The following is a 20,894-nucleotide window of genomic DNA, read 5'->3' on the forward strand; positions in this document are numbered from 1 at the left end:
TCGGTCTTGGCGACGCAGGCGGAACGCGGCGGCGGACAGGGACACGGCCAGGTGGGACCACCGAACGCCGCCGGGTCGAAATCGGCCCGGCGGCGCGGGATCCACGTGGTTAGCGGAGTGCCGCGAGGCGGTCGGCGATGTGGGTCGCGGCGCCTTCCAGGAGGGTGTCGGCGATGGCCTCCACCGTGCGGGCCTGCCACGGGTCCAGGGACGTGCCCTCGACCACCTGGTTGAACGCGCCCATCGCGGGTCCGCAGTGCACCAGGAAGTCCACTCGGGAACGGGTGTCGCCCGCCAGGGCCGACCGGAGGCCGCGGTCGAAGTAGCCCCGGAAGAGCTTCGCCAGGTCGGCCTTCCCGTCCCCGGTGGGGGTCGGGGCGTCCACCCCGCCCAGGTACTTGGTGAGCACCTGGGCGCGGGTGTCGCTGTCCAATTCGGACAGGGCGCCGTGCCTGCGCCACAGTTCGTGCAGGCGGGATGCCCTGGCCGGGAAGAACAGTCCGCGCTTGAGGTAGCGGGCGCGGGCGCCCAGTTCGAACAGGGGGCCCCACGGGGCTGTCTCGATGTCGTACTCGTGGGCTTGGTGCAGGAGGTCCTTCACGGCGGGGCTGGTGGCCGCCTCCACCGAGCACTGGTTGACCGAGCCGGTGAGGATGAAGTCCGCGCCGAGCAGGAACGCCGCCGCTGCCGCCGCCGGGCTGCCGATGCCGCCCGCGCAGCCGATGTGGACGTGGTGGCCGGACGGGGTGGTCGAGCGGTCCCGCAGCCCGCGGACCGCGGGCAGGAGGGTGAGCAGGTCCGCGTTGGCGGTGACCCAGCCACCGTCGGCCTCCACGCAGAGGTCGTCGGCCACGGGCCTGGTCGCGGCGGCCGCGGCTTCCGCCTCGGTGACCGCGCCGTCGGCGACCAGGCGGCGGACCAGGTGCTCGGGCGGGGGCGCCAGGAACTCGGCCGCGATGTCGGTGCGGGCCACCTTGGCCAGGATCCGGCCGCCCTTGAGGCGGAACTTGACCAGGGCCGGGGTGAGCACCGGGAAACCCGAGGCCTCGACCAGGTCCACGCCGTGCCGGAGCAGGACGTCGACCAGGCCGAGTTCCTCCTCCGGGGCGCCGTGGCGGTAGAGGACGTTCGCGCCGAACGCGCCGGAGAGGCCGAGGTCGCCGACCAGGCCGCGCACCTCGTGCTCGACCTCCGCCGGTGCCAGTCCGCCGGTGCCGAGGAAACCGAGCAGGCCCGCCTTGGCCAGGGAACCCAGCATCTCCCGGCCGGAGACCCCGCCGTAGAGGGAACCCGCCAGGTAGGCCCGGCGCAGGCCGTACCGCTCGCGGAAGGTGCGGGCGCCGAGCGAGTCCGCGTCCGGCGCGGCAGGCACGGCAGGTACCGCGGCAGCGGGAGCGGTGGCGGCGGGAACAGCGGTGGCGGGGAGGGCAGGGGCGGCCAGCGGGTCGGCGGCCGCCCTGATCTTGGCGACCAGCTTGGTCAGCACCTGCCCCGGTCCTAACTCGACGAACTCGAACTCGCCCAGGCCCATCAGCGAGCGGACCGTCTCGGTCCAGCGCACCGGGGCGGCGATCTGGGCGGTCAGGGTCTTGGCCACCTCGCCGGGCCGGTACGGCTTGGCGTCGATGTTGGCCAGGACCGGGATCACCGGGTCCGCCAGCGGGAAGCCCGCCAGGAACGGGGCGAACTCCTCGGCGGTGCCGCGCATGTGGCGGGAGTGGAAGGGGGCGCTCACGTGCAGGCGGACCGCGCGGGCGCCCGCGGCCTCGAACGCCGCGCAGGCGCGGCCGATCTCCTCGTCCGGGCCGGAGAGGACGAACTGGTCGGGCGCGTTGTGGTTGGCCAGGTCCAGGCCGGTGAGGCCCGCTTCGGCCAGCACGCGGGTGATCGTGGGCTCGTCGGTGCCGACGACGGCCGCCATCGAGCCGCCGCCCGCCGCCGCCATCAGCGCGCCGCGCCGGTGGACGAGGCGCAGACCGGTTTCGAAGTCGAACACGCCCGCGGCGAACAGGGCCACGTACTCGCCGAGGCTGTGGCCGACCAGGTAGTCCGGCGGCGTGGGGTCCGCGGCTCGGCGGTCCAGCCAGGTCAGCGCGCTCACCACGTACAGGGCGGGCTGGGTGAACTCGGTCCTGGCCAGCTCGCGGCGCGGGTCGTCGACGCACAGCTCGCGGATCGAGTAGCCGAGCACGCGGTCGGCGGTGGCGGTGTGCTCGGGGTAGCGCTCGAACAACTCCGCGCCCATGCCCCGCCGCTGCGAGCCCTGACCTGGGAATCCGTAGACCTTCACGACGTGCGCCTTCCTCGCGGGGGCTGGGGGGACGGGGGCCGGGTCGGCCGCGGCGTCGCGCGCGCGGTCCACCACCCCGGGGTCGTGCCCGAACGGGCTGAACAGGGGCATCGACCAGGAACGGGAACCCGACCGCGGGGTGTTGCGGGCGAAGTTGTGCAGGGTGCCCCCCGGGCCGAGGTCCAGGTACAGGAACTCGCCCCGGTCGGCCAGCGCGGCCATCGCCGCGCCGAACTCGATGGGGGCGCGGACCACGCGGGCGAAGTGGTCGGCGGTCGGCCGGTCCACCACCGAGCCGTCCACACAGGACACCCAGGGCACCTGGGCCGGGGCGAAGCGCACGGCCCGCAGCGCGTCGCGGTTCTCCCGCAGCACACCGTCCATCAGCCGCGAGTGGTAGCCGTGCTCCACCGGCACCCGTTGGTGCAGCACGTCCGCGGCGCGCAGTTGCGCCTCCGCGCGGCCGATCGCCTCGGTGGTGCCCGCGACGACGAAGTGCCCGGGGTAGTTGCGGGCGGCCACCTCGCAGTCGGCCAGGGCGGGGGCCAGGTCGTGCGCCTCGGGTCCGGCCAGCACCGCCAGCATCCCGCCCGGCGGTGCCGAGCGCAGGCAGCGGGCCTGGTCGACCAGCAGCCGCAGGCAGTCCGCGGCGCTCAGGCAGCCCGCCACGACCGCGGCCGCGTACTCGCCGAGGCTGCTGCCCAGCAGGTACGCGGGGCGCACCCCGGCCGCCCGCAGCATCTCCGCCGCCGCCAGCTCGACCATCACGATGGCCGGGTGGGTCAGCCGCGTGTCGGTGAACAGCTCGTCCCGCCGCTTGCCCGGGTCGAACACCGCGGCCAGCACCGACTCGCCGAGTTCGGCCCGCACCGTGGCGTCGTGCCGGTCCAGCGCCGCCCGGAACACCGCGTTCGAGTCGTAGAGGTCCCGGCCCATCCGGTAGTACTGCGACCCCTGCCCGGAGAACATGAAGACGACGGGCAGCCGCTCCCGCTGCGCCGGGGTCACCGGTACGCGTCCCAGAACATGCCGCCTGCCGGGACCTCCACCGGGGCCGGGGCGGGGGTGACCGGCTCGTCCCAGAAGAGGCCCTGCGATTCGGGGGCAGCCGAGCCGCGGATGACCACCCGGCGGTCGAACCGCGGTTCGGGCAGCGGCGCGCGGCCGGTGTGGCCCGCCGGGGCCGGGGCGAGCAGGACGTGGGCGTTGGTGCCGCCGTCGGCGAAGCAGTTCAGCGCGGCGACCCCGGCCTCGCGCGGCCACGCCGCTGCCCGCCGCGGGAAGTACAGCGGCGAGGCGTCCAGGTCGTAGTGCGCGAGCGGCTGCTGCCCGGAGCGGAACGGCACCTGCTCGCCGTGGCTGAGCATCAACACCACCTTGATGAACGCGGCGATGCCCTCGGCGGCGAGCGGGTGGCCGATGTTCGGCTTCACCGAGCCCAGCGCCACCGGCTGCGCGGACCCGGTCCGGTAGACCGATTCCACCGCCTTGAGCTCCAGCAGGTCGGTGATCACCGAGCCGGAACCGTTGGCCTCCACCCAGCCGACGTCGGCCGCGGCGTGCCCGCTGCGCGCCAGCGCCCGCAGCATGACGTCCTTCTGCGCCTGGAGGTTCGGCGTGGCCGGGCCCGCGGTGCGGCCGTCGTTGTTGATCGCGATGCCGGACAGCACCGCCAGCACCCGGTCGCCGTCGGCGCGGGCCCGCTCCAGCGGCTTGAGCACCACCACGCCGACGCCCTCGCCGAGCACCAGACCCGCCGCGCGGCTGTCGAACACGTGGAACTCCGCACCCGGGTTGAGCAGGCCGCGCTTGCCGAACACCCGGTGGGCGCGGTCGTCGGCGAGCAGGCTCACCCCGCCGACCACCGCCGCCTCCAGGTCACCCGCGCGCAGCGCCTGGACGGCCATGTCCATCGCCACCAGCGCCGAGGAGCACGCGGTGTCGACCACCACGCTCGGGCCGCGGAAGTCGAAGAACTGGGACACGTTGGCGGACAGGTAGTTCTGCCCGGTCACCACGACCGGGTTGCGGGAGCGGTCGAGCCGGTCCGCGTCGGCGGTGTGGGTGTTGCGGCCACCGACGTAGACGCCGACCTCGCGGCCCTTGAGGTCCTCGGGCCGGTACCCGGCGTCGTGCACCGCCCGGCTGACCTCCTCCAGCAGCAGCAGCGCCTGCGGGTCCATCGCCACCACGTCGGACTCGTCGAGCAGGAAGGCCTCCGGGTCGAACCGGAGCACCTCGTCGAGCAGCCCGGCGTGGAAGTCCACCGGCCTGCCGAACCGCGCGGCCGGGACCGGTCGCAGCGCGGTGTCCCCGCCGCGCAGGAGCCGCCAGTAGTCGGCCGCGGACGGTGCCTGCGGGAACCGGCAGGACAGACCGACGACCGCGATCTCGGTGCTCCGCCGGACCTCGGAGACCACCGCCGGGGTCACCGGGGCGGTGACCGGGCTGGGCGCGGCGGTCGGGCTGGGCGCAGCGGTGTCGGTGCCGAACTCGGCCCCCAACCGCTCCGGGAACTCCGCGGCGAGGTAGCTCGCGAACCCGTCCGTGGTCGGGTGCTCCAGCAGCGCCGACGGGTCGACCGACACGTCGAGCCGCTTGGCCACCGTCTGCACCAGCTGCGACACCATGATCGAGTCCAGCCCGTAGTCGTGCACCGGCACGTCCCCGGCCAGCTTGGCCCGGTCGAACCGCAGTTCGGTGGCCAGTTGGTCCAGCAGCCACGAGGACACCGCGGCCACCGCGGCACCCGTCGCCACCGGTGCCTGGACCCGCGCGGCCGGTGCGGCCGGTGCGGGTGCGGTCGGGGTGTGCGGGTGGCGGTGGGTCAGCCGCTCCGGGTGCCAGTCGGCACCGGGCCGGACCACCGCGGGCAGCACCACCCGGGCACCGGAGGCCAGCGCCCGCTCCAGCAGCGCCAGGCCCTGCCGGTCGGACAGCGCGGCCAGCCCCGAGGCCAGGTAGGCGGCACTGCGCGCCTCGCCCATGCCGGTGTCGCGCCAGCTCGGCCACTGCACGCTGACGATCGGCAGCCCGTGCGGGCGCGCCTCCGCCACGGCGTCGAGGTAGCCGTTGGCCATCGCGTAGTCGCTCTGCCCCACGGCCAGCTGCGGGATGGCCGCGGCGACCGAGGAGTACACGACGAACAGGCTCAGCGGCTCGTCGCGGAAGCAGTCGACGAGGGCGTCCACGCCGAACACCTTGGGGCCGAGCACCCGGCCGATCGCGTCGGCGGGCTTGCGGACGAACGCGGGGTTCTCGAAGTCGGTCGTGCCCGCGCTGTGCACCACACCGCCGACCGGGCCCAGCCGCCGCTTGACCTCGGCCAGCGCCTTGGCCACCTGCTCGCGCTCCTCCAGCGCGACGGCCAGCACCTCCACCTGCACGCCTTGGTCGGCCAGCTGCGCCAACGGCCGCAGCTTGCGGCCCAGCGCGGTGTCCTCGGCGATGTGCGCCGCCCACCGCTCGCGCGGGGGCAGCTCCTCGCGGCCGGCCAGCACCAGCTTGCGGACGCCGTGCTCGGCGACGAAGTGCCGGGCGGTCAGCAGCCCGATGCCGCGCGTGCCGCCGGTCACCCAGAGCACGTGGTCGGCCGGGAACCGCACCGGGTTACCGGCGCTCGCGGTCAGTTCGCGCAGTTCGGCGGTGTGCCTGGCACCGTCCCGATAGGACACTTCGGCGGGGTCGCCGTCGGCGCGCAGCTCCTCGACCACGATCAGGCACAGCTCGTCGTCGCCCGCGCCGCCCACGGCCACGTGCCGCGACCGGAGCTGCCGGTACTCGCTCTGCAACATCCGGTACAGGCCCGTGCGGGCGGCTCCGCCGAGCGAGCCGTCGCGGGAGACCAGCAGTGCGGTCGCCTCCCGGCGGCCCAGGTCGACCAGTCGTTGCAGCCAGGCGACCCAGGTCGGCAGCAGGGCGTGGGACCGCTCGCCGCAGCCCGCGAGGTCGACCACCGCGTCGTAGGCGTCCCACCGGGTGTCCGCGGCGGCCAGGTCGGCCTCAAGCCTGCCCGGGTCGAGCACCTCGGCGCCGGGCAGCGCGGCGGCCACCCTCGCGGCGAGCGCCTCGGTGCCGGGCGCGGCGAGCACGGCGGTGCGGGTCGGGGCGGCGCCGCGGCCGGTGATCGGCGCGGGCACCCAGTGCCGGGTCAGCAGCGCCCCGGCGTCCTCGGCCACCGGTGCGGCGCCCAGCGCGGCCAGCTCGGCGTCCGCGGCGGGCAGCCAGACCCGGTCGCCGCCGAACGGGTAGCCGGGCAGCGCGGTGCGGGCGGGCCGGGTCGGGTGCAGCGCCGACCAGTCCACCCGCTGCCCGGCCAGCCAGGCCGCGGCGAACGCGTCCGGGTCGGCGGCGGGGGCCTCGCCCGGCGCGGGCCTGCGCGGGTCCACCACGCCGGTCCGGGTCCGCGCGCCGGTGGTCCCGGCGGCGAACCGGTCCAGCTCCGCGACCAGCTCGGGCAGCGCGTCGAACCGGACCGCCAGCCGGTGCGCCATCGCCTCGCGGCCGGATTGCAGCGTCCACGCCACCTCGGCCGGGGCCGGGTCGGCGCCGCGCAGGTGGTCGGCCAGCCTGCGGGCCTGGGCCACCAGCCGGTCGGCGTCGCGGGCGGACAGCACCGCCACCTGCGGCCCGGCCGGGGCCGGGGCGGCAGGCCCGGCGGTGAACTCCTGGAGGATCACGTGGGCGTTGGTGCCACCCGCGCCGAACGAGCTGACGCCCGCCGTGCGCGGTCGCGCGGCACCGCCCGCGCCCACCCGCGACGGCCACGGGGCCAGCTCCCGCTGCACCTCGAACGGGGTGGCGTCGAAATCGATGTTCGGGTTCAGCCGGTCGGCGTGCAGGGACGGGGCCAGCTCGCCGTGGCGCAGTTGCAGCAGCACCTTGGTCACCGCCGCGATGCCCGCCGCGGACTCGGCGTGCCCGATGTTCGACTTCACCGAGCCGATCGGCAGCCGCTCGGGGTTGTCCCCGCCGAACGCGCGCAGCATGCCGTTGACCTCCACCGGGTCGCCCAGCGCGGTGCCGGTGCCGTGCGCCTCCAGGTAGTCCAGGTCGGTCGGGCGCAGCCCGGCCCGGTCCAGCGCGGTGCGCACCAGGTCGCCCTGGGCCTCGGGGTTGGGCACGCTGTAGCCCGCCCCGGCGCCGCCGTGGTTGACCGCGGTCGCCTTGACCACCGCCAGCACCCGGTCGCCGTCGGCCAGCGCCCGGTCCAGCCGCTTGAGCAGCACCGCGCCGGAGCCCTCGGCGGGCACGTAGCCGGTGCCGCCCTCGCCGAAGCTGCGGCAGCGGCCGTCGGCGGCCAGGAAGCCGCGCTGCGCCAGCTGCAGGAACTTCACCGGGTGGCTGGAGATGTTGACCCCGCCCGCGACGGCCACCTCGCAGTCGCCGTTGCCGATCGCCAGGCACGCCTGGTGGATGGTGACCAGCGCCGAGGAGCACATCGTGTCCAGCGCGACGCTGGGGCCGGTGAAGTTGTAGAAGTAGGACACCCGGTTGGCCACCGAGGCGTAGGAGGAGGAGGTGGCGAAACCCTTGCCCGCCAACGCGTCCTGCACCCCGTAGAGCTGGTAGTGGCCGTACATCATCCCGACGAACACGCCGGTCCGGCTGCCGCGCAACCGCTCGCGGGTGTAGCCGGCGTCCTCCAGCAGGTGCCACACCGTCTCCAGGAACACCCGCTCCTGCGGGTCGGTGTGCTCGGCCTCGATCTGCGACATCCGGAAGAACAGCGGGTCGAACCGGTCCGCGCCGCGCACGAAACCGCCCCACTTGCCGTAGGTCTTGCCGGTGGCGGTCCGGTCCGGGTCGTGGAACACGGCGTGGTCCCAGCGCTCGCCGGGGATCTCCTCGACGCTGTCCACGCCCGCGCGCAGGTTGCGCCAGAACTCGTCCACGTCGTCGGCGCCGGGGTAGCGGCCCGCCACGCCGATGATCGCGATGTCGGCCCGTTCGGCCACCGGTTCGACCTGGGCGCTCACCTCGACCACCGGTGTGGCCGCGGGGAGCGCGACCTGGGCGGGTTCGGTCGCGGTGGGTTCCGCGCCGGGCGCGGTGGCGAAGGCGGCCGGGTGCGCGGCGGCCAAGTGGTCGGCCAGGGCGCGCACGCTGACGTACTCGAACAGCAGCGTCTTCGACAGCGGCCCCAGGTGCTCCTCCAGCCGCCGCGCCACGCTCATGGTGATCAGCGAGTCGACGCCGTAGTGCTCGAACGGCTCGGTCACGACGATCTCCGGCGCGGGCAGTTTCAGCTCCTCGGCGAGGATCCGCAGCACCAGTTCCTCCGCGGCGGGCGGGTTGTCCGCGGGCGCCGGGGCAGCGAGCGGCCGGTCGGCGGGACCGCCGGTCAGCGCGGCGAGCACCTTCTCCGGCTCGCCCGGGGTCAGCAGCAGCGCCGGGGCGGTGGTGCCCAGCGCCCGGTCGAGCGCGGCCAGGCCCTGGGCCGTGCGCACCGGCCGCATCCCCAGCACCCGGCCCATGTACTCGATCGCGGGCTCGTCGACGCGCATCGCCCCGTCCGCCCACACCGGCCAGGCGGCGGCCAGCGTGCGGCCCCGGCGGGCACCGAGGGCGCGCAGGCGCTCCCGGCGGTCGGCGAAGTGGTCGAGGAAGGCGTTGGCGAACGCGTAGTCGGTCTGGCCCGCGTTGCCGAAGGCCGCGGCGGCCGAGGAGAACGCCACGAAGTAGTCCAGCGGCTCGTCCCTGGTCGCCTCGTCGAGCAGCGCGGCGCCGCGCACCTTGGCGGCCAGCACGGCGTCGGCGGCGGCCCGGTCCTTGCCCGCGAGCAGCCCGTCGCGCAGCACCCCGGCCGCGTGCACGACTCCGCGCACCGGCCCGAACACCAGCCGGGCCTCGTCGAGCAGCGCCCGCACCCCGGCCGGGTCGGACACGTCGGCGAGCACGACCCGAGCGCCGATCGCCGCCGCCCGCTCCCGCGCCCGGGTACCCGGTTCGGTGCGCGCGGCCAGCACCAGTCCGCCCGAGGTGGCCCCGGCGGCCCGGCGCGCGCCCGCCACGTGCTCGGCGATCAGCAGACCCAGCGCACCGGTGCCACCGGTGATCACGTGCGCGCCCGCCCCGGTGAACACCGGCTCGCCCACCTCCGGCAGCACCACCCGGCGCCACGACCGGCGGGACCGGCCCGCCCCGTCCACGCGGACCTCGACATCGTCGGAGATCCGCAGGTCGGCGAGCACGGCGGTGGTGAAGTCGACCTCGGCGGCCACCGCCAGCACCCCGGCGTCGATGGCGGGGTGCTCCTGGCGCACCGACCGCAGGAAGGCGGCCATCGCCGGGTGCGCCGGGGAAGTGGCGGGCTCGCGGTGGGCGAAGCGGTAGTGCAGGGCACCCCCGCGCTCCCGCTGCCACGCCCGGAAGAAGTCCGCCGCGGCGTGGAAGGCGCCCGCCACGGCCTCGGTGGCGTCGGGGGACTCGCCTGCCAGGTGCAGGACGTGCGCCGTGGCGCCGGTCAGCCCGCGCACCGCCGCCGTGGCGTCGAACCGGTCGTCGACCGCGATCCGCCGCGCGTCGACACCCTCCGCGGCCAGCGCCGCCACCGCCGCGTGGCCGTGCGCGCCCGCGTCCAGCACCAGCACCGGACCGGTCAGCTCGCGGTCGGCGGTTCCGGCGGGCTCCCAGGTCGGCTCGAACGCGGACACCACGTCGGCGCCCCGCCGCGGCACCGCCCGCAGGGTGAACCCCTCGACCGCTACCAGCACCTCCCCGTCGGCGTCGAGCAGCCGCACGTCGAAGCGCAGCACCCCGGTCGGGGTGGCGCCCGCGGCGGGCAGCGCGTGGGCGTACACCTCGGCGGGCAGCGCGCCGAACACCCGCACCGACCCGAGGGAGAACGGCAGGTACGGCACCGGGGACGCCGGGTCGCCCGCGCCGGGCGCCAGCCTGCCCGCGGCCTGGAGCGCGGCGTCGAGCAGGGACGGGTGCAGCACGTACGCGCCCGCGTCGGCGCGGCGCGCCTCGGGCAGCCGGAGCGCGGCGAGCACCTCGCCCTCGCCCAGCGCCAGCTCGTGGATCGCCCGGAAGCTGGGGCCGTAGTCGAACCCGAGCCGGTCGAACGCGGCGTAGCACTCCCGCGCGCCGGACACCTCCGGGCACCGGGCCCGCACGGCGGCGAGGTCGACCCGAGCGGGCCGATCGGCGGGATCGGTGCCGAAGGTGCCGCTCGCGTGCACGGCCTCGCCCGCCACCTCGAACGACGACCCGCGCACCGTGACCCGCAACGGCGGCCCACCCGCCCGGACCGGGGCGGCCCAGGTCAGGTCGTGCACCCGGCGGACCGGGGCGCCGGTGGCCAGCTCACCGGCCAGCCGCGCCATCTCCAGGTACGCCACCCCGGCCAGCACCGGCGCACCGCCCACGACGTGCTCGCCGAGGAAGAACTCCGCACCGGTCAACGCCTTGGTGAAGGTGTGGGTGTCCCCGGTGGTCTCCAGCGAGTCCAGCAGGGTCGGGTGCAGCGGTCGTGGGCGCACGGGATCGACCCAGTGCCGGGTCCGGGCGAACGGGTAGGTCGGCAGGTGCACCCGGCGGCGCCGGGCCCCCGCGTGCAGCACCCGCCAGTCGACCTCGGCGCCGGACAGCCACGCCGTCACCGCGGCGGCAGGGTCTGCCGTCGCGGTGACGGACCCGGCGTCCCGATCGTGGTCGACCCGCGCGGTGCGCACCGCGGACGGGCGACCCGCCAGGTGCTCCACCAGCTCGGCGCGCAGGTCGGCGGCGTGGGCGCTGACCACGGCGAGCCGGTGCGCCATCGGCTCCCGGCCCACCTGCAACGTGAACGCCAGGTCGGCGGCCGACACCCGGTGCTCGCCGAGGTGGTCGGCCAGCCGGGCGGCGGCGGCCCGCAGCGCGTCGGCGTCGCGGGCGGAGAGCACGAACGCCTGCTCGGCCCCGGTGCCCCGCCCCTGCTCGGACGACATGTCCGGTCCCTCCATCAGGTATTCCTCCAGCACCACGTGCGCGTTCGCCCCGCCGAAGCCGAACGAGCTGACCCCACCGCGGCGCGGCAGCTCCGCCCCGGCGGCGTCGGTGCGCCGGGGCCACGCCCGCGCGGTCGCGGCCACCTCGAACGGCCCGCCCGCCAGGTCCAGGTACGGGTTCCGCTCGCGGAAGTGCAGGCTGGCCGGGATGGTGCCCTCGCGCAGCGCCAGCACCACCTTGAACAGCCCGGCCACCCCCGCGGCGGCCTCCAGGTGGCCGATGTTGGTCTTCACCGAGCCGAGCACCGGACCGGCGGCGGGCGCCGGGGCGTCGCCGCGCAGCCTGCGGAACGCGCCGCTGAGGCCCTCGGTCTCGATCGGGTCGCCGAGCGCGGTGCCGGTGCCGTGCGCCTCGATGTAGCCCACGGTGTCCAGCGGCACGTCCGCCGCCCGGTAGGCCTCGACCAGCAGGTCGGCCTGGGCGTCCGGGTTGGGCGCGGTCAGCGAGGTGGTCCGGCCGCCGTGGTTGACCGCCACCGCGCGGATCACCGCGTGCGGGGCGTCGCCGTCGAGCACCGCCGCGTCGGCGGGCTTGAGCACGACCACCCCGGCGCCCTCGCCGCGCACGTACCCGTCGGCGCGGCTGTCGAAGGCCTTGCAGCGCCCGTCCGGGCTGAGCATCTCGCCCTGGCTGAGCGCCTCGAACACCGAGGGCGACAGCATCAGGCTGACCCCGCCCGCGATGGCCAGGTCGCAGGTGCCGTCGCGCAGCGCCGCGCACGCCTGGTGCACCGCGGTCAGCGCGCCGGAGCAGGCGGTGTCCACCGCGATCGACGGGCCGCGCAGGTCCAGCAGGTAGGACACCCGGTTCGGGATGATCGACAGCGCCGCGCCGGTGAGCGTGTGCCCCTCGTTGCCGCGGCCTGCCGCGCGCTGCACGTCCAGGTAGTCGGAGTTGGTCGCGGACAGGAACACCCCGACCCGCTTGCCCGCCAGGTCCGAAGGCCGGTGGCCCGCGTCCTCGACGGCCGCCCAGACGACCTCGAGCACCAGCCGCTGCTGCGGGTCCATCAGCTCGGCCTCGCGCGGGCTGATGCCGAAGAACGCCGCGTCGAAGCGGTCCACGTCCGGTGCGAAACCGCCCCAGCGCGACCGGGAGCGGGGCTGCTCGCGCCAGTCCCAGCGCTCCGCCGGGATCTCACCGACCAGGTCGTCGCCCGCGAGGAGGTGGTCCCAGAACTCGCGCAGGTCCGTGGACCCGGGCAGCCGACCGGCCATGCCGATGATCGCCACCCGGTCCCCGCGGCCCCGCTGCTCGCCCCGGACCCGCTCCGGCGCGGCAGCGGCGGCTGCGTCCATTGTGGATTCGGCGCCGAAGTGCGGGGCCAGGTCGGCGGCGTGGTTCTCCCACAGGTGCTCGGCGATCGAGAGCAGGGTGCCGCGCCGGTAGAACAGCGTGGGGTAGACCTCGATGCCGTAGGCCCCGCGCAATTCGGCGGCGAGTGCGGTGAAACCGACCGAGTTCATGCCCACCTCGCCCAGTGGCGTGCGGGCGCCGACCTCGGTGGCGGGCACCTCGGCCAGCCGGGACACGACCTGGGCCAGCGCCGCCACCAGCGCGCCGACCCGCCCGTCGCGGATCGCCGTCCGGGTGGGTCCCGCGACCGGATCGCCCGCGCCGAACCGCGCGCGCAGGTCCGGTAGCGGCAGCGCGGCCAGCGTCGAGCGGTCCACCTTGCCGTTGAGCGTGTGCGGGAAACCGGTCACCCGGACCAGGGTGTCGGGGACCATGTGCTCGGGCAGCCAGGTCGCCAGGTGCTCCTTCGCCGGGTCCGCGGCGCCTTCGGCCAGGGTGTAGCAGGCGAGCAGCGTGTGGTTGGCCGGGCCGTGCGAGCGGGCGACGACCACGGCGTCCTCGACCCCGGCCACCCGGCGCAGCGCGACCTCGACCTCCTCCAGTTCCACCCGGAACCCGCGCACCTTGACCTGCGAGTCGAGCCTGCCCAGGTATTCGATGCGGCCGTCGTCGAGCCCGCGCACCAGGTCGCCGGTGCGGTACATGCGCCCACCGGCGAACGGATCGGCCAGGAACCGCGCCGCGGTCAGCTCCGGGCGGCCGAGGTAGCCGTCGGCCACGCCGTGCCCGCCGATGTGCAGCTCACCGGGGACGCCGGTCGGCACCGGCCTGCCCGCCCGGTCGAGCACGTACAGCCGGGTGTTCGCGATCGGCTCGCCGATGGTGACCCGGTCACCCGCGCGCAGGTGGCACGCCGTCGACCAGATCGTCGTCTCGGTGGGGCCGTACAGGTTCCACACCGCGCGGTTGCCCGCGACGAGCGCCCGCGCGGTCTCCGGCGGCAGCGCCTCGCCGCCGCACAGCACGGTCAGGTGGGCACCGCCGGTCCAGCCCGCGGCCAGCAGCATGCGCCACGTGGCGGGGGTGGCCTGCACGACGGTGGCGCCGCGGCCCTCGACGGCCTCGCGCAGCCGCACACCGTCCCTGGCCGCCTCGCTGCCCAGCACGTCCACCGTGCCACCGGTGATCAGCGGCAGGTACAGCTCCAGGCCGGAGATGTCGAAGCAGACCGTGGTCAGCGCCAGCAGGGTGTCCCCGGGGCCGAAACCGGGCCGGTCCGCCATCGAGGTCAGGAAGTTGACCAGCGCCCGGTGCGGCACGGCCACGCCCTTGGGGCGGCCCGTGGAGCCCGAGGTGTAGATGACGTACGCGGTGTCCGCAGGCCCGGCCGGGCCGGGGGAGACGGCGGCGGGCGGGTTCTCGCCGGTGTCGACGACCACGCGCGCGACGCCGAGGTCGCCGGGGACGGTGGAATGGGTCAGCACCAGGTGCAGACCGGCGTCCTCGGCCATGTAGGCCAGCCGCTGCGCCGGGTAGGCCGGGTCGAGCGGCACGTACGTGCCACCCGCGGCCTGCACGGCCAACAGCGCCACCGGCAGGTCCTGGTCGCGGGGGAGCAGCACGCCGACCGTGCGGCCCCGGCCGACACCGGCCGCGGTGAGCCGGGCGGCCAGTGCGGTGACCCGGTCGGCCAGCTCGGCGTAGGTCAGCTCGGTGTCGCCGTGGCGCACGGCCACCGCGCCCGGCCGGGTCCGGGCCTGGCGCATGACCAGCTCCCAGACCTGGGTGTCCGCCGGGTAGTCCACCGCGGCGGGCGCGGACAGCCGCGCGCGCTCGGTGGCGGTCAGCAGGTCCAGCTCGCCGACGGTGCTGTCCGGGGTGGCCACGGCGGCGGCGAGCAGGGCGGTGAAGTGCGCTCCCATGCGCTCTGCCGTGGCCTGGTCGAACAGGTCCGGGTCGTACTTGAACGTCCACCGGCAGCCCTCAGCCTGCTCGACGACCTCGAGGGTCAGGTCGAACTCGCCCTCTTGGTGCACGCCCTCCACCGGGCCGAGCACCACGCCGTCGCCGGTGCCGGTGCGCCCGCCGCGGGTCCAGTTCTGGAAGTAGAACGCGACGGTGAACGGCACCGCCGGGGCGCTCGGATCGAGGCGCTTGAGCTCGTCGGCGAGCGTCAGCAGCGGGTAGGCGCTGTGCTCCAGCGCCCCGAGCACCGTGCGGTGCACCCGCTTGAGCAGGGCACGGAACGCCTCGTCGCCGCGCACCTGCTCGGCGAGCACGACCATGTTCATGAAGTAGCCGAGCACGTCGTCGTACCCGGTGGCCGGGCGACCGGTGGTCGGCGTGCCCACGGCCAGCTCGGTCTGCTCGGTGTAGCGGTGCAGCAGCGCGAAGTACGCGGTCAGCAGCACCCCGAACAGCGAGGTCTGCTCGGCGGTGGCCAGCGCCCTGGCCCGATCGGCGACCCCGGCCGGGATGTGCCCGTCCACGCTGGCTCCCCGGAACGCGCGCACCGGCGGGCGCGGGCGGTCCAGCGGCAGCGCGGTCGCGGTTTGCCTGCCGCTCAGCCGCCGCACCCAGTACTCGCGCAGCCGCAGGCCCTCCGCGCTGTCGAGCAGGTCCCGCTGCCAGGCCGCGAAGTCGCCGTAGGTGCGAGCAGGTCGTGCCGCGGGCAACGCCTCGCCCGCGCGCACCGCGCGGTAGCCGCGGTCCAGTTCGCCCAGCAGCAGTGCGATCGACACACCGTCGAAGACGATGTGGTGGAAGTTCAGCAGCAGCGCGTGGCGCCCGTCGCCCAGGGTGTACAGGGTCGCGCGCAGCAGCGGCCCGGCCGCGAGGTCGAACGGGCGGCGCACCTCCACGCGCATCCGGTCGCGCAGGTCGTCATCGCCGATCGAGGTCAGGAACACCTGCTGGAACGGCAGTTCCGGCTCGGCGGCGACCCGCACCAGCGGGCCGCCGTCCCCGTCGTCCACGGTGGCGCGCAGCTCGGCGTGCCGGTCGAGCAGGTCCTGCAGGACCACCCGCAGCGCGAGCACGTCCAGGTCCCGGTCCACCCACAGCGCCAGCGGCAGGTTGTACGCGTGGTTGCCGGGCGCGATCTGCTCGATCACCCACAGCGCCCGCTGGCCCTGCGACAGCGCGTGCGTCGACTCCACCAGCTCCCGGCGCGGCCGCAGCACCCGCGCGGCGACAGCGCCTGCGGCGGACGTGCCCACGGCGGACGTGCCCGCGATCGGCGCGGCCCCGGCGGGAGTGCCCGGCAGGTCCGCCGGAGTGTCCGGTTGGTCCGCCGGGGCAGCCGGCGCGCCGGCGCCCGCGAGCCAGGTCGCGAGCAGGTGCTCGGTCAGCTCGCCCAGGGTGGGCCGCTCGAAGAAGTCGCCGAGCGGGATCGTCACCCCGAAGGCCCCGTCCACCTCGGACACGATCTTCATGCCGCTGAGCGAGTCGAACCCGTAGTCGGCCAGCGGCCGGTCGGGGTCGATCCGCTCGTCCAGCTTGAGCACCCGCTCCACCAGCTCGCGCAGCCGGTCGGCGACCCCGTCCCCGGCGGGCGCGGCGGACCGCTCGGCCCGCGCGGGGGCGGTCGGGCCGGTCGGGGCGGCGTGGCGCACCACGCCGTCGCTCTCGGCGGCCAGCACGGTTTGGGCCAGCGCCTCGTCCACGCCGCCCGGGGTGCGCACGGGGGAGTAGCCCTCCTCCAGCAGCACCCGGGTCCAACTGGCCACCGAGGCCAGCGGCGAGTCCGGCAGCCGCAGCTCGCCGTCGTCGAAGGCCCACCAGCCCTCCAGCACGCCGCCGCCGATGGTCAGCAGCGGGCGCACCGCGGTCAGCTCGTTGAGCACCAGCCAGCCGCCGGGCCGCAGCAGCGCCTTGGCCTTGCGCAGGGTGGCCCGCAGGTCGCTGGTGGCGTGCACGACGTTGGTGGCCAGCACCACGTCCGCGGTGCCCGGCTCGAAGCCCTGCTCGGCGAGGCCGCGTTCTAGGTTGAGCACCTGGTAGTCGGTGAACGGGTAGTCGGCGGCGAACCGCTCGCGCCCGAACTCCAGGAAGCGCGGTGAGATGTCGGTGAAGGTGTAGCCGACGCGGTGCGCGTGCTCGGCGAGCACCGGCAGCACGCACTCGGTCGTGGCCCCGGTACCCGCGCCCAGCTCCACCAGCCGCACCAGCCGGTCCGCGGGGAGCTGCGGCAGCCGCACGTCCAGGAAGCGCCGCACGGTCGCGCGGACGCGCTGGTTGAACAGGTCGGTGAGCGGGTTGCCCTTGTAGAAGTTCGCCACCAGGGCCATCGACGACCCGGGGAACATGATCTCGGTGGCGCCCACCTCGCCGCGCAGGATCCGCGGGTAGGCGGCCAGGAAGAGGCGGTTGAGCGTGGTGGTCGGCTCGATGTCGGGGTAGGCGGTGGCGAGGCGGTCGAACTCGGCCTCCCACGCCGCGCCCAGTGCCGCGTGGTCCACCCCGTCGACGGCGGCCGTAGTGGTCACCCGGTCCCCCTCGCGGGTCAGGAAACCACCGCCCACCAGGATGTTCAGCAGCGCGCTGTGCAGCGGGGCGAACCGGTCCACGATGCCCAGCGCGCGGCGCAGCCGCTCGACGTCGTGCCGCTCGCCCGCGCGGGTGAACGCCCCGAGCCGCTGGTAGGCGCCGAGCAGCACCGGCACGGCGACCGCTTCCAGCTCCTCGTACCCGGCGAGCACCCTGGCCGCGCCCGGGTCGACGTCGTCGGCGGTGTCCCCGGCCGCGATGGCGGCGGCCAGCGCCGCCGGGTGCCCGCCGCCGAGCAGCTCGCCGTCCAGCGCGGGGTCGTGGCCCATGGCGTCGAGGGCGTGCCGGTCGGCGCGGATCGGCATGGCCTGCGCCAGCCCGCTGCCCAGGACCCGCTCCACGGCCGCGATGCCCTCGGCCGCGCTGAACGGGCTGATCCCCAGGCCCGCGAAGATGTCGGAGAGCCCGGCCACCGCGCCGGAGCCGACCTGGCCCCAGTACCCCTGGTTCACCACGGTGACCGGGTAGCCCGCGCGCTCCCGCAGGAACAGGGCGTAGGCGTCCTCCGTGGCGGAGGCGCAGATGTAGGCGCCGTTGGCCGCGAAGCTGCCGAAGGACCCGGCGGAGGAGAAGAAGGACAGGAAGTCCAGCGGCTCGTCGGCCAGGACCGCGGCCAGCGCGGTGGCACCCTCGACCTTGACCCGCGTGGCCCCGGTGAAGGTGGCCTCGTCGAGGGCGGCGAGGGTGTGGTTGTCGAACACCATCGCCGCGTGGATGACGCCGTGCAGACCGCCGAACCGGCGGTGCGCCTCGGCCACGGCGGCGGCCAGGTCGTCGTGGGCGCAGGCGTCGCCGCGCACGTGGGCGACGTCGCCGCCGAGCGCGCGGATCCGCTCGGCAGTGGCCTCGTGCTCGGCGCTCAGCTCGCCGCGGCTGAACCACACGACCCGGGCGTGGTACGCGCGGGCCAGGTGCGTGCTCAGCTCTTGGGCGATGCCGCCGGTGCCGCCGACCACCAGGTAGACGCCGCGGTCGCGGAACACCGGGGCGGTCTCGGGCAGCTCGACCCGGCCCAGGCCGCGGCGGTGGCGGACGCCGCCGCGCACGGCGGTGCAGTGGCCGTCGAGTGGCTCGGCCAGCACGGCCCCGGCGGCGGCGCGGCGCCCGGCGTCGGTGGCCAGCTCGGCGGAGTCGAGGTCGACGCAGGCCACCCGCAGTCCCGGGCGCTCCTTCGGCGCGACTTGGAGCAGGCCGTGCATCCCCGCGGCGAACGGGTTGGCCACCCCCGTCCCGGCGACGTCGACGACATCGCTGGTGACGACGACGACGCGGCTGACCGGCGTGCGCAGCAGGTGGAACAGCGACAGCGACGAGTCGCGCACGTGCTCGGCGACCTCGCGGTCCCCGACACCCGTCTCGACCCGGGCGCCCAGGCCGCCCAGGTGCACGACGAGGTCCGCGCCCGAGGCGCGGGCCGGCCAGTCCGGCCGGTCCAGGCCCACCAGCTCCGCCTGACCGAGCCGGTCGGCGAGGGCCTGGCCGAACGCGGTCGAGGCCGCGGTCACCAGGACGACGGCGCGTCCGCTGTGGACAGCGGGGGTGGCCGGGCGGGCGGGCACCCACAGCGGCCGGTACACCTCGGGGATCTCGACCCGTGCCGCGTCGGCGGTCTTCGCCGGGGCGGTGGTCGGCAGGGCCGGGATCCAGTAGCGCTTGCGGGCGAACGGGTAGGTCGGCAGCTCCACCCGCTCGGCGCCCGCGGCCCCCACGCCCGCCCAGTCCACGTCGACTCCGGTGACCCACAGGGCGCCGATCGAGGCGAGGTCGTGCCGCTCGACGGCGGTGTCGAGCGCGGCGGCCTCCTCGGCGGCGGTGCGCTGGCGGCGGCGGGCCGCGCGGGCGGTGCGCACCCGGTCGCCCGCCGTCCCCTCGGCGTACGCGGCGAACAGGTCGGCGGCCTCGGCCACCGTCTCGGCGGTGAACGCCAGGCGGAACTCGTGGGCGGTGCGACCGGTCTGGAGCGTGTGCGCCACGTCCGCCAGGCGCGGGGCACCCGGGGTCGGATCGGCGGGCAGCGTCGCGGCGACGGCCTCGGCGATGGCGGCGAGCGTGTGCGCGGCGGCCGCGGCGGCGGGCGGTGGGGCGCCCAGCGCGTCGGCCAGAAGTCCGGTCAGGCGGACCCGCTCGGCCACCCCGAACCCGTACTCGGCCAGGTCGGTACCCAGGTCCAACGCGTCGACGGGCACTCCGGCGGTCTCCGCCGCCACCCGCAGGCACAGCCGCTGGGCCTCGGCGAGCGATCCGCCGCCCCCCGGCGCCGGTGCGCCGCGCCGCAGGTGCGCGGCCAGGTCGCGGGCGTACTCGCGCAGCCGGTCCTCGGCCTTCGCCGACAGCACCAGCAGTTGCGCACCGGCGGGTACCGCCCCGGGCTCGCGAGCGGGCACGTGGTCCTCGACGACCACGCAGGCGTTCGCGCCGCCGCCACCGAAGGAGCTGACGATCGCGCGCAGCGGCTGCCCGTCGACCGGGACCCACGGTTCGGCGGCCTGCTGCACCCGGAACCGGGTGGTGTCGAAGTCGATCTCCGGGTTGAGCCGGTCGGAGTGCAGGGAGGCGACCAGGCTGCGGTGGCGCAGTTGCAGCAGCACCTTGGTCAGGCCCGCGATGCCCGCCGCCGATTCCAGGTGACCGATGTTGGACTTGACCGAGCCGACCGACACCACCGGTCGCTCCGCCCGCTCGGCCGGGGTGACCCGCCCGCCGAACGCCTCGACCAGACCGGAGATCTCGATCGGGTCGCCCAGCGGTGTCCCGGTGCCGTGCGCCTCGACGCAACCGATGGTGTCGGCCTCGACCCCGGCCTTGCGCAGCGCCGCGCGGATCACCGCGGCCTGCGCGGCGGAGCTGGGCACGGTGTAGCCGCCGGTCTTGCCCCCGGAGTTGATCGCCGACCCGCGGATCACCCCGAGGATCCGGTCCCGGTCGGCCACGGCCGCGGCCAGCGGCTTGAGCAACACCGCGCCGACACCCTCGCCGTCGACGAACCCGTCCGCGCCCGCGCCGAAGCTGCGCAGCTCGTCCCCGCGCGAGATCATCCCGCGCCGGGCCAGCAGGCCCAGGTGCTTGGGGTGCAGGATCAGGTTGACCCCACCGGCGATCGCAGCGGCGCACTCGCCCGCGGCCAGGCTCTGGCAGGCCAGGTGGATCGCGGTCAGCGAGGCCGAGCAGGCGGTGTCGACCGCCAGGCTCGGCCCGGTGAAGTCGAACGTGTAGGACACCCGGTTGGCGATCGACCAGGCGTCGGAGTGCGCGTCGGTGGCCACGCCCAGCGCGGTGGCCTCGCCGCCCATCCACTCGTAGTCGCTGTTCATCACCCCGACGAACACCCCGACCGGCCCGGCCGCCGCCAGCCGCGCCGCCGGGTACCCCGCGTCCTGCAGGGTGGCCGCCGCGGTGTGCAGGAACAGCCGCTCTTGCGGGTCCATCGCCTCGGCGTCGGCCGGGGAGATGCCGAAGTACAGCGGGTCGAACTTGTCGACGTCGTCGAGGAAGCCCGCCCACTTGCTGTAGGCGCCCGCCGGGTCGAAGTGCGCGTCGGCGTCCCACCGGTCGGCGGGCACCTCCCGCACGCAGTGCCTGCCCGCGAGCAGGTTGTCCCACAGCTGCCGGACCGACCCGGCCAGCGGGTAGCGGCCCGCGACGCCGACGATCGCCACGCCCCCGGTCGCGGGGGCCGGGGTGGTGGCGCTGCCTGCCAGCAGGCTCAGCAGAAGCTTGCGCTTGTCGTCCACGGTTGTCGCTGTCTCCTCGAGCGGATCCGTCGGGC

The 20,894-nt window shown here is 75.8% G+C and carries 2 protein-coding genes; both read right to left on the bottom strand.

The window, feature by feature from the left end; translation table 11 throughout:
• Nucleotides 1–109 precede the first annotated feature (109 nt).
• The gene (gene fabD, locus V5P93_RS17325; protein WP_281261665.1) at nucleotides 110–3,298 is read right to left on the bottom strand and encodes an ACP S-malonyltransferase; all 3,189 of its coding nucleotides are present in this window, start codon (nucleotides 3,296–3,298) and stop codon (nucleotides 110–112) included.
• A complete protein-coding gene (locus V5P93_RS17330) occupies nucleotides 3,295–20,859 on the bottom strand; it encodes a non-ribosomal peptide synthetase (RefSeq protein ID WP_219824005.1) in 17,565 nt (5,854 codons plus the stop codon). The genes fabD and V5P93_RS17330 overlap by 4 nt, the downstream gene beginning before the upstream one ends.
• Nucleotides 20,860–20,894 lie beyond the last annotated feature (35 nt).

The organism is Actinokineospora auranticolor, assembly GCF_041897805.1.
Classification (GTDB): domain Bacteria; phylum Actinomycetota; class Actinomycetes; order Mycobacteriales; family Pseudonocardiaceae; genus Actinokineospora; species Actinokineospora auranticolor.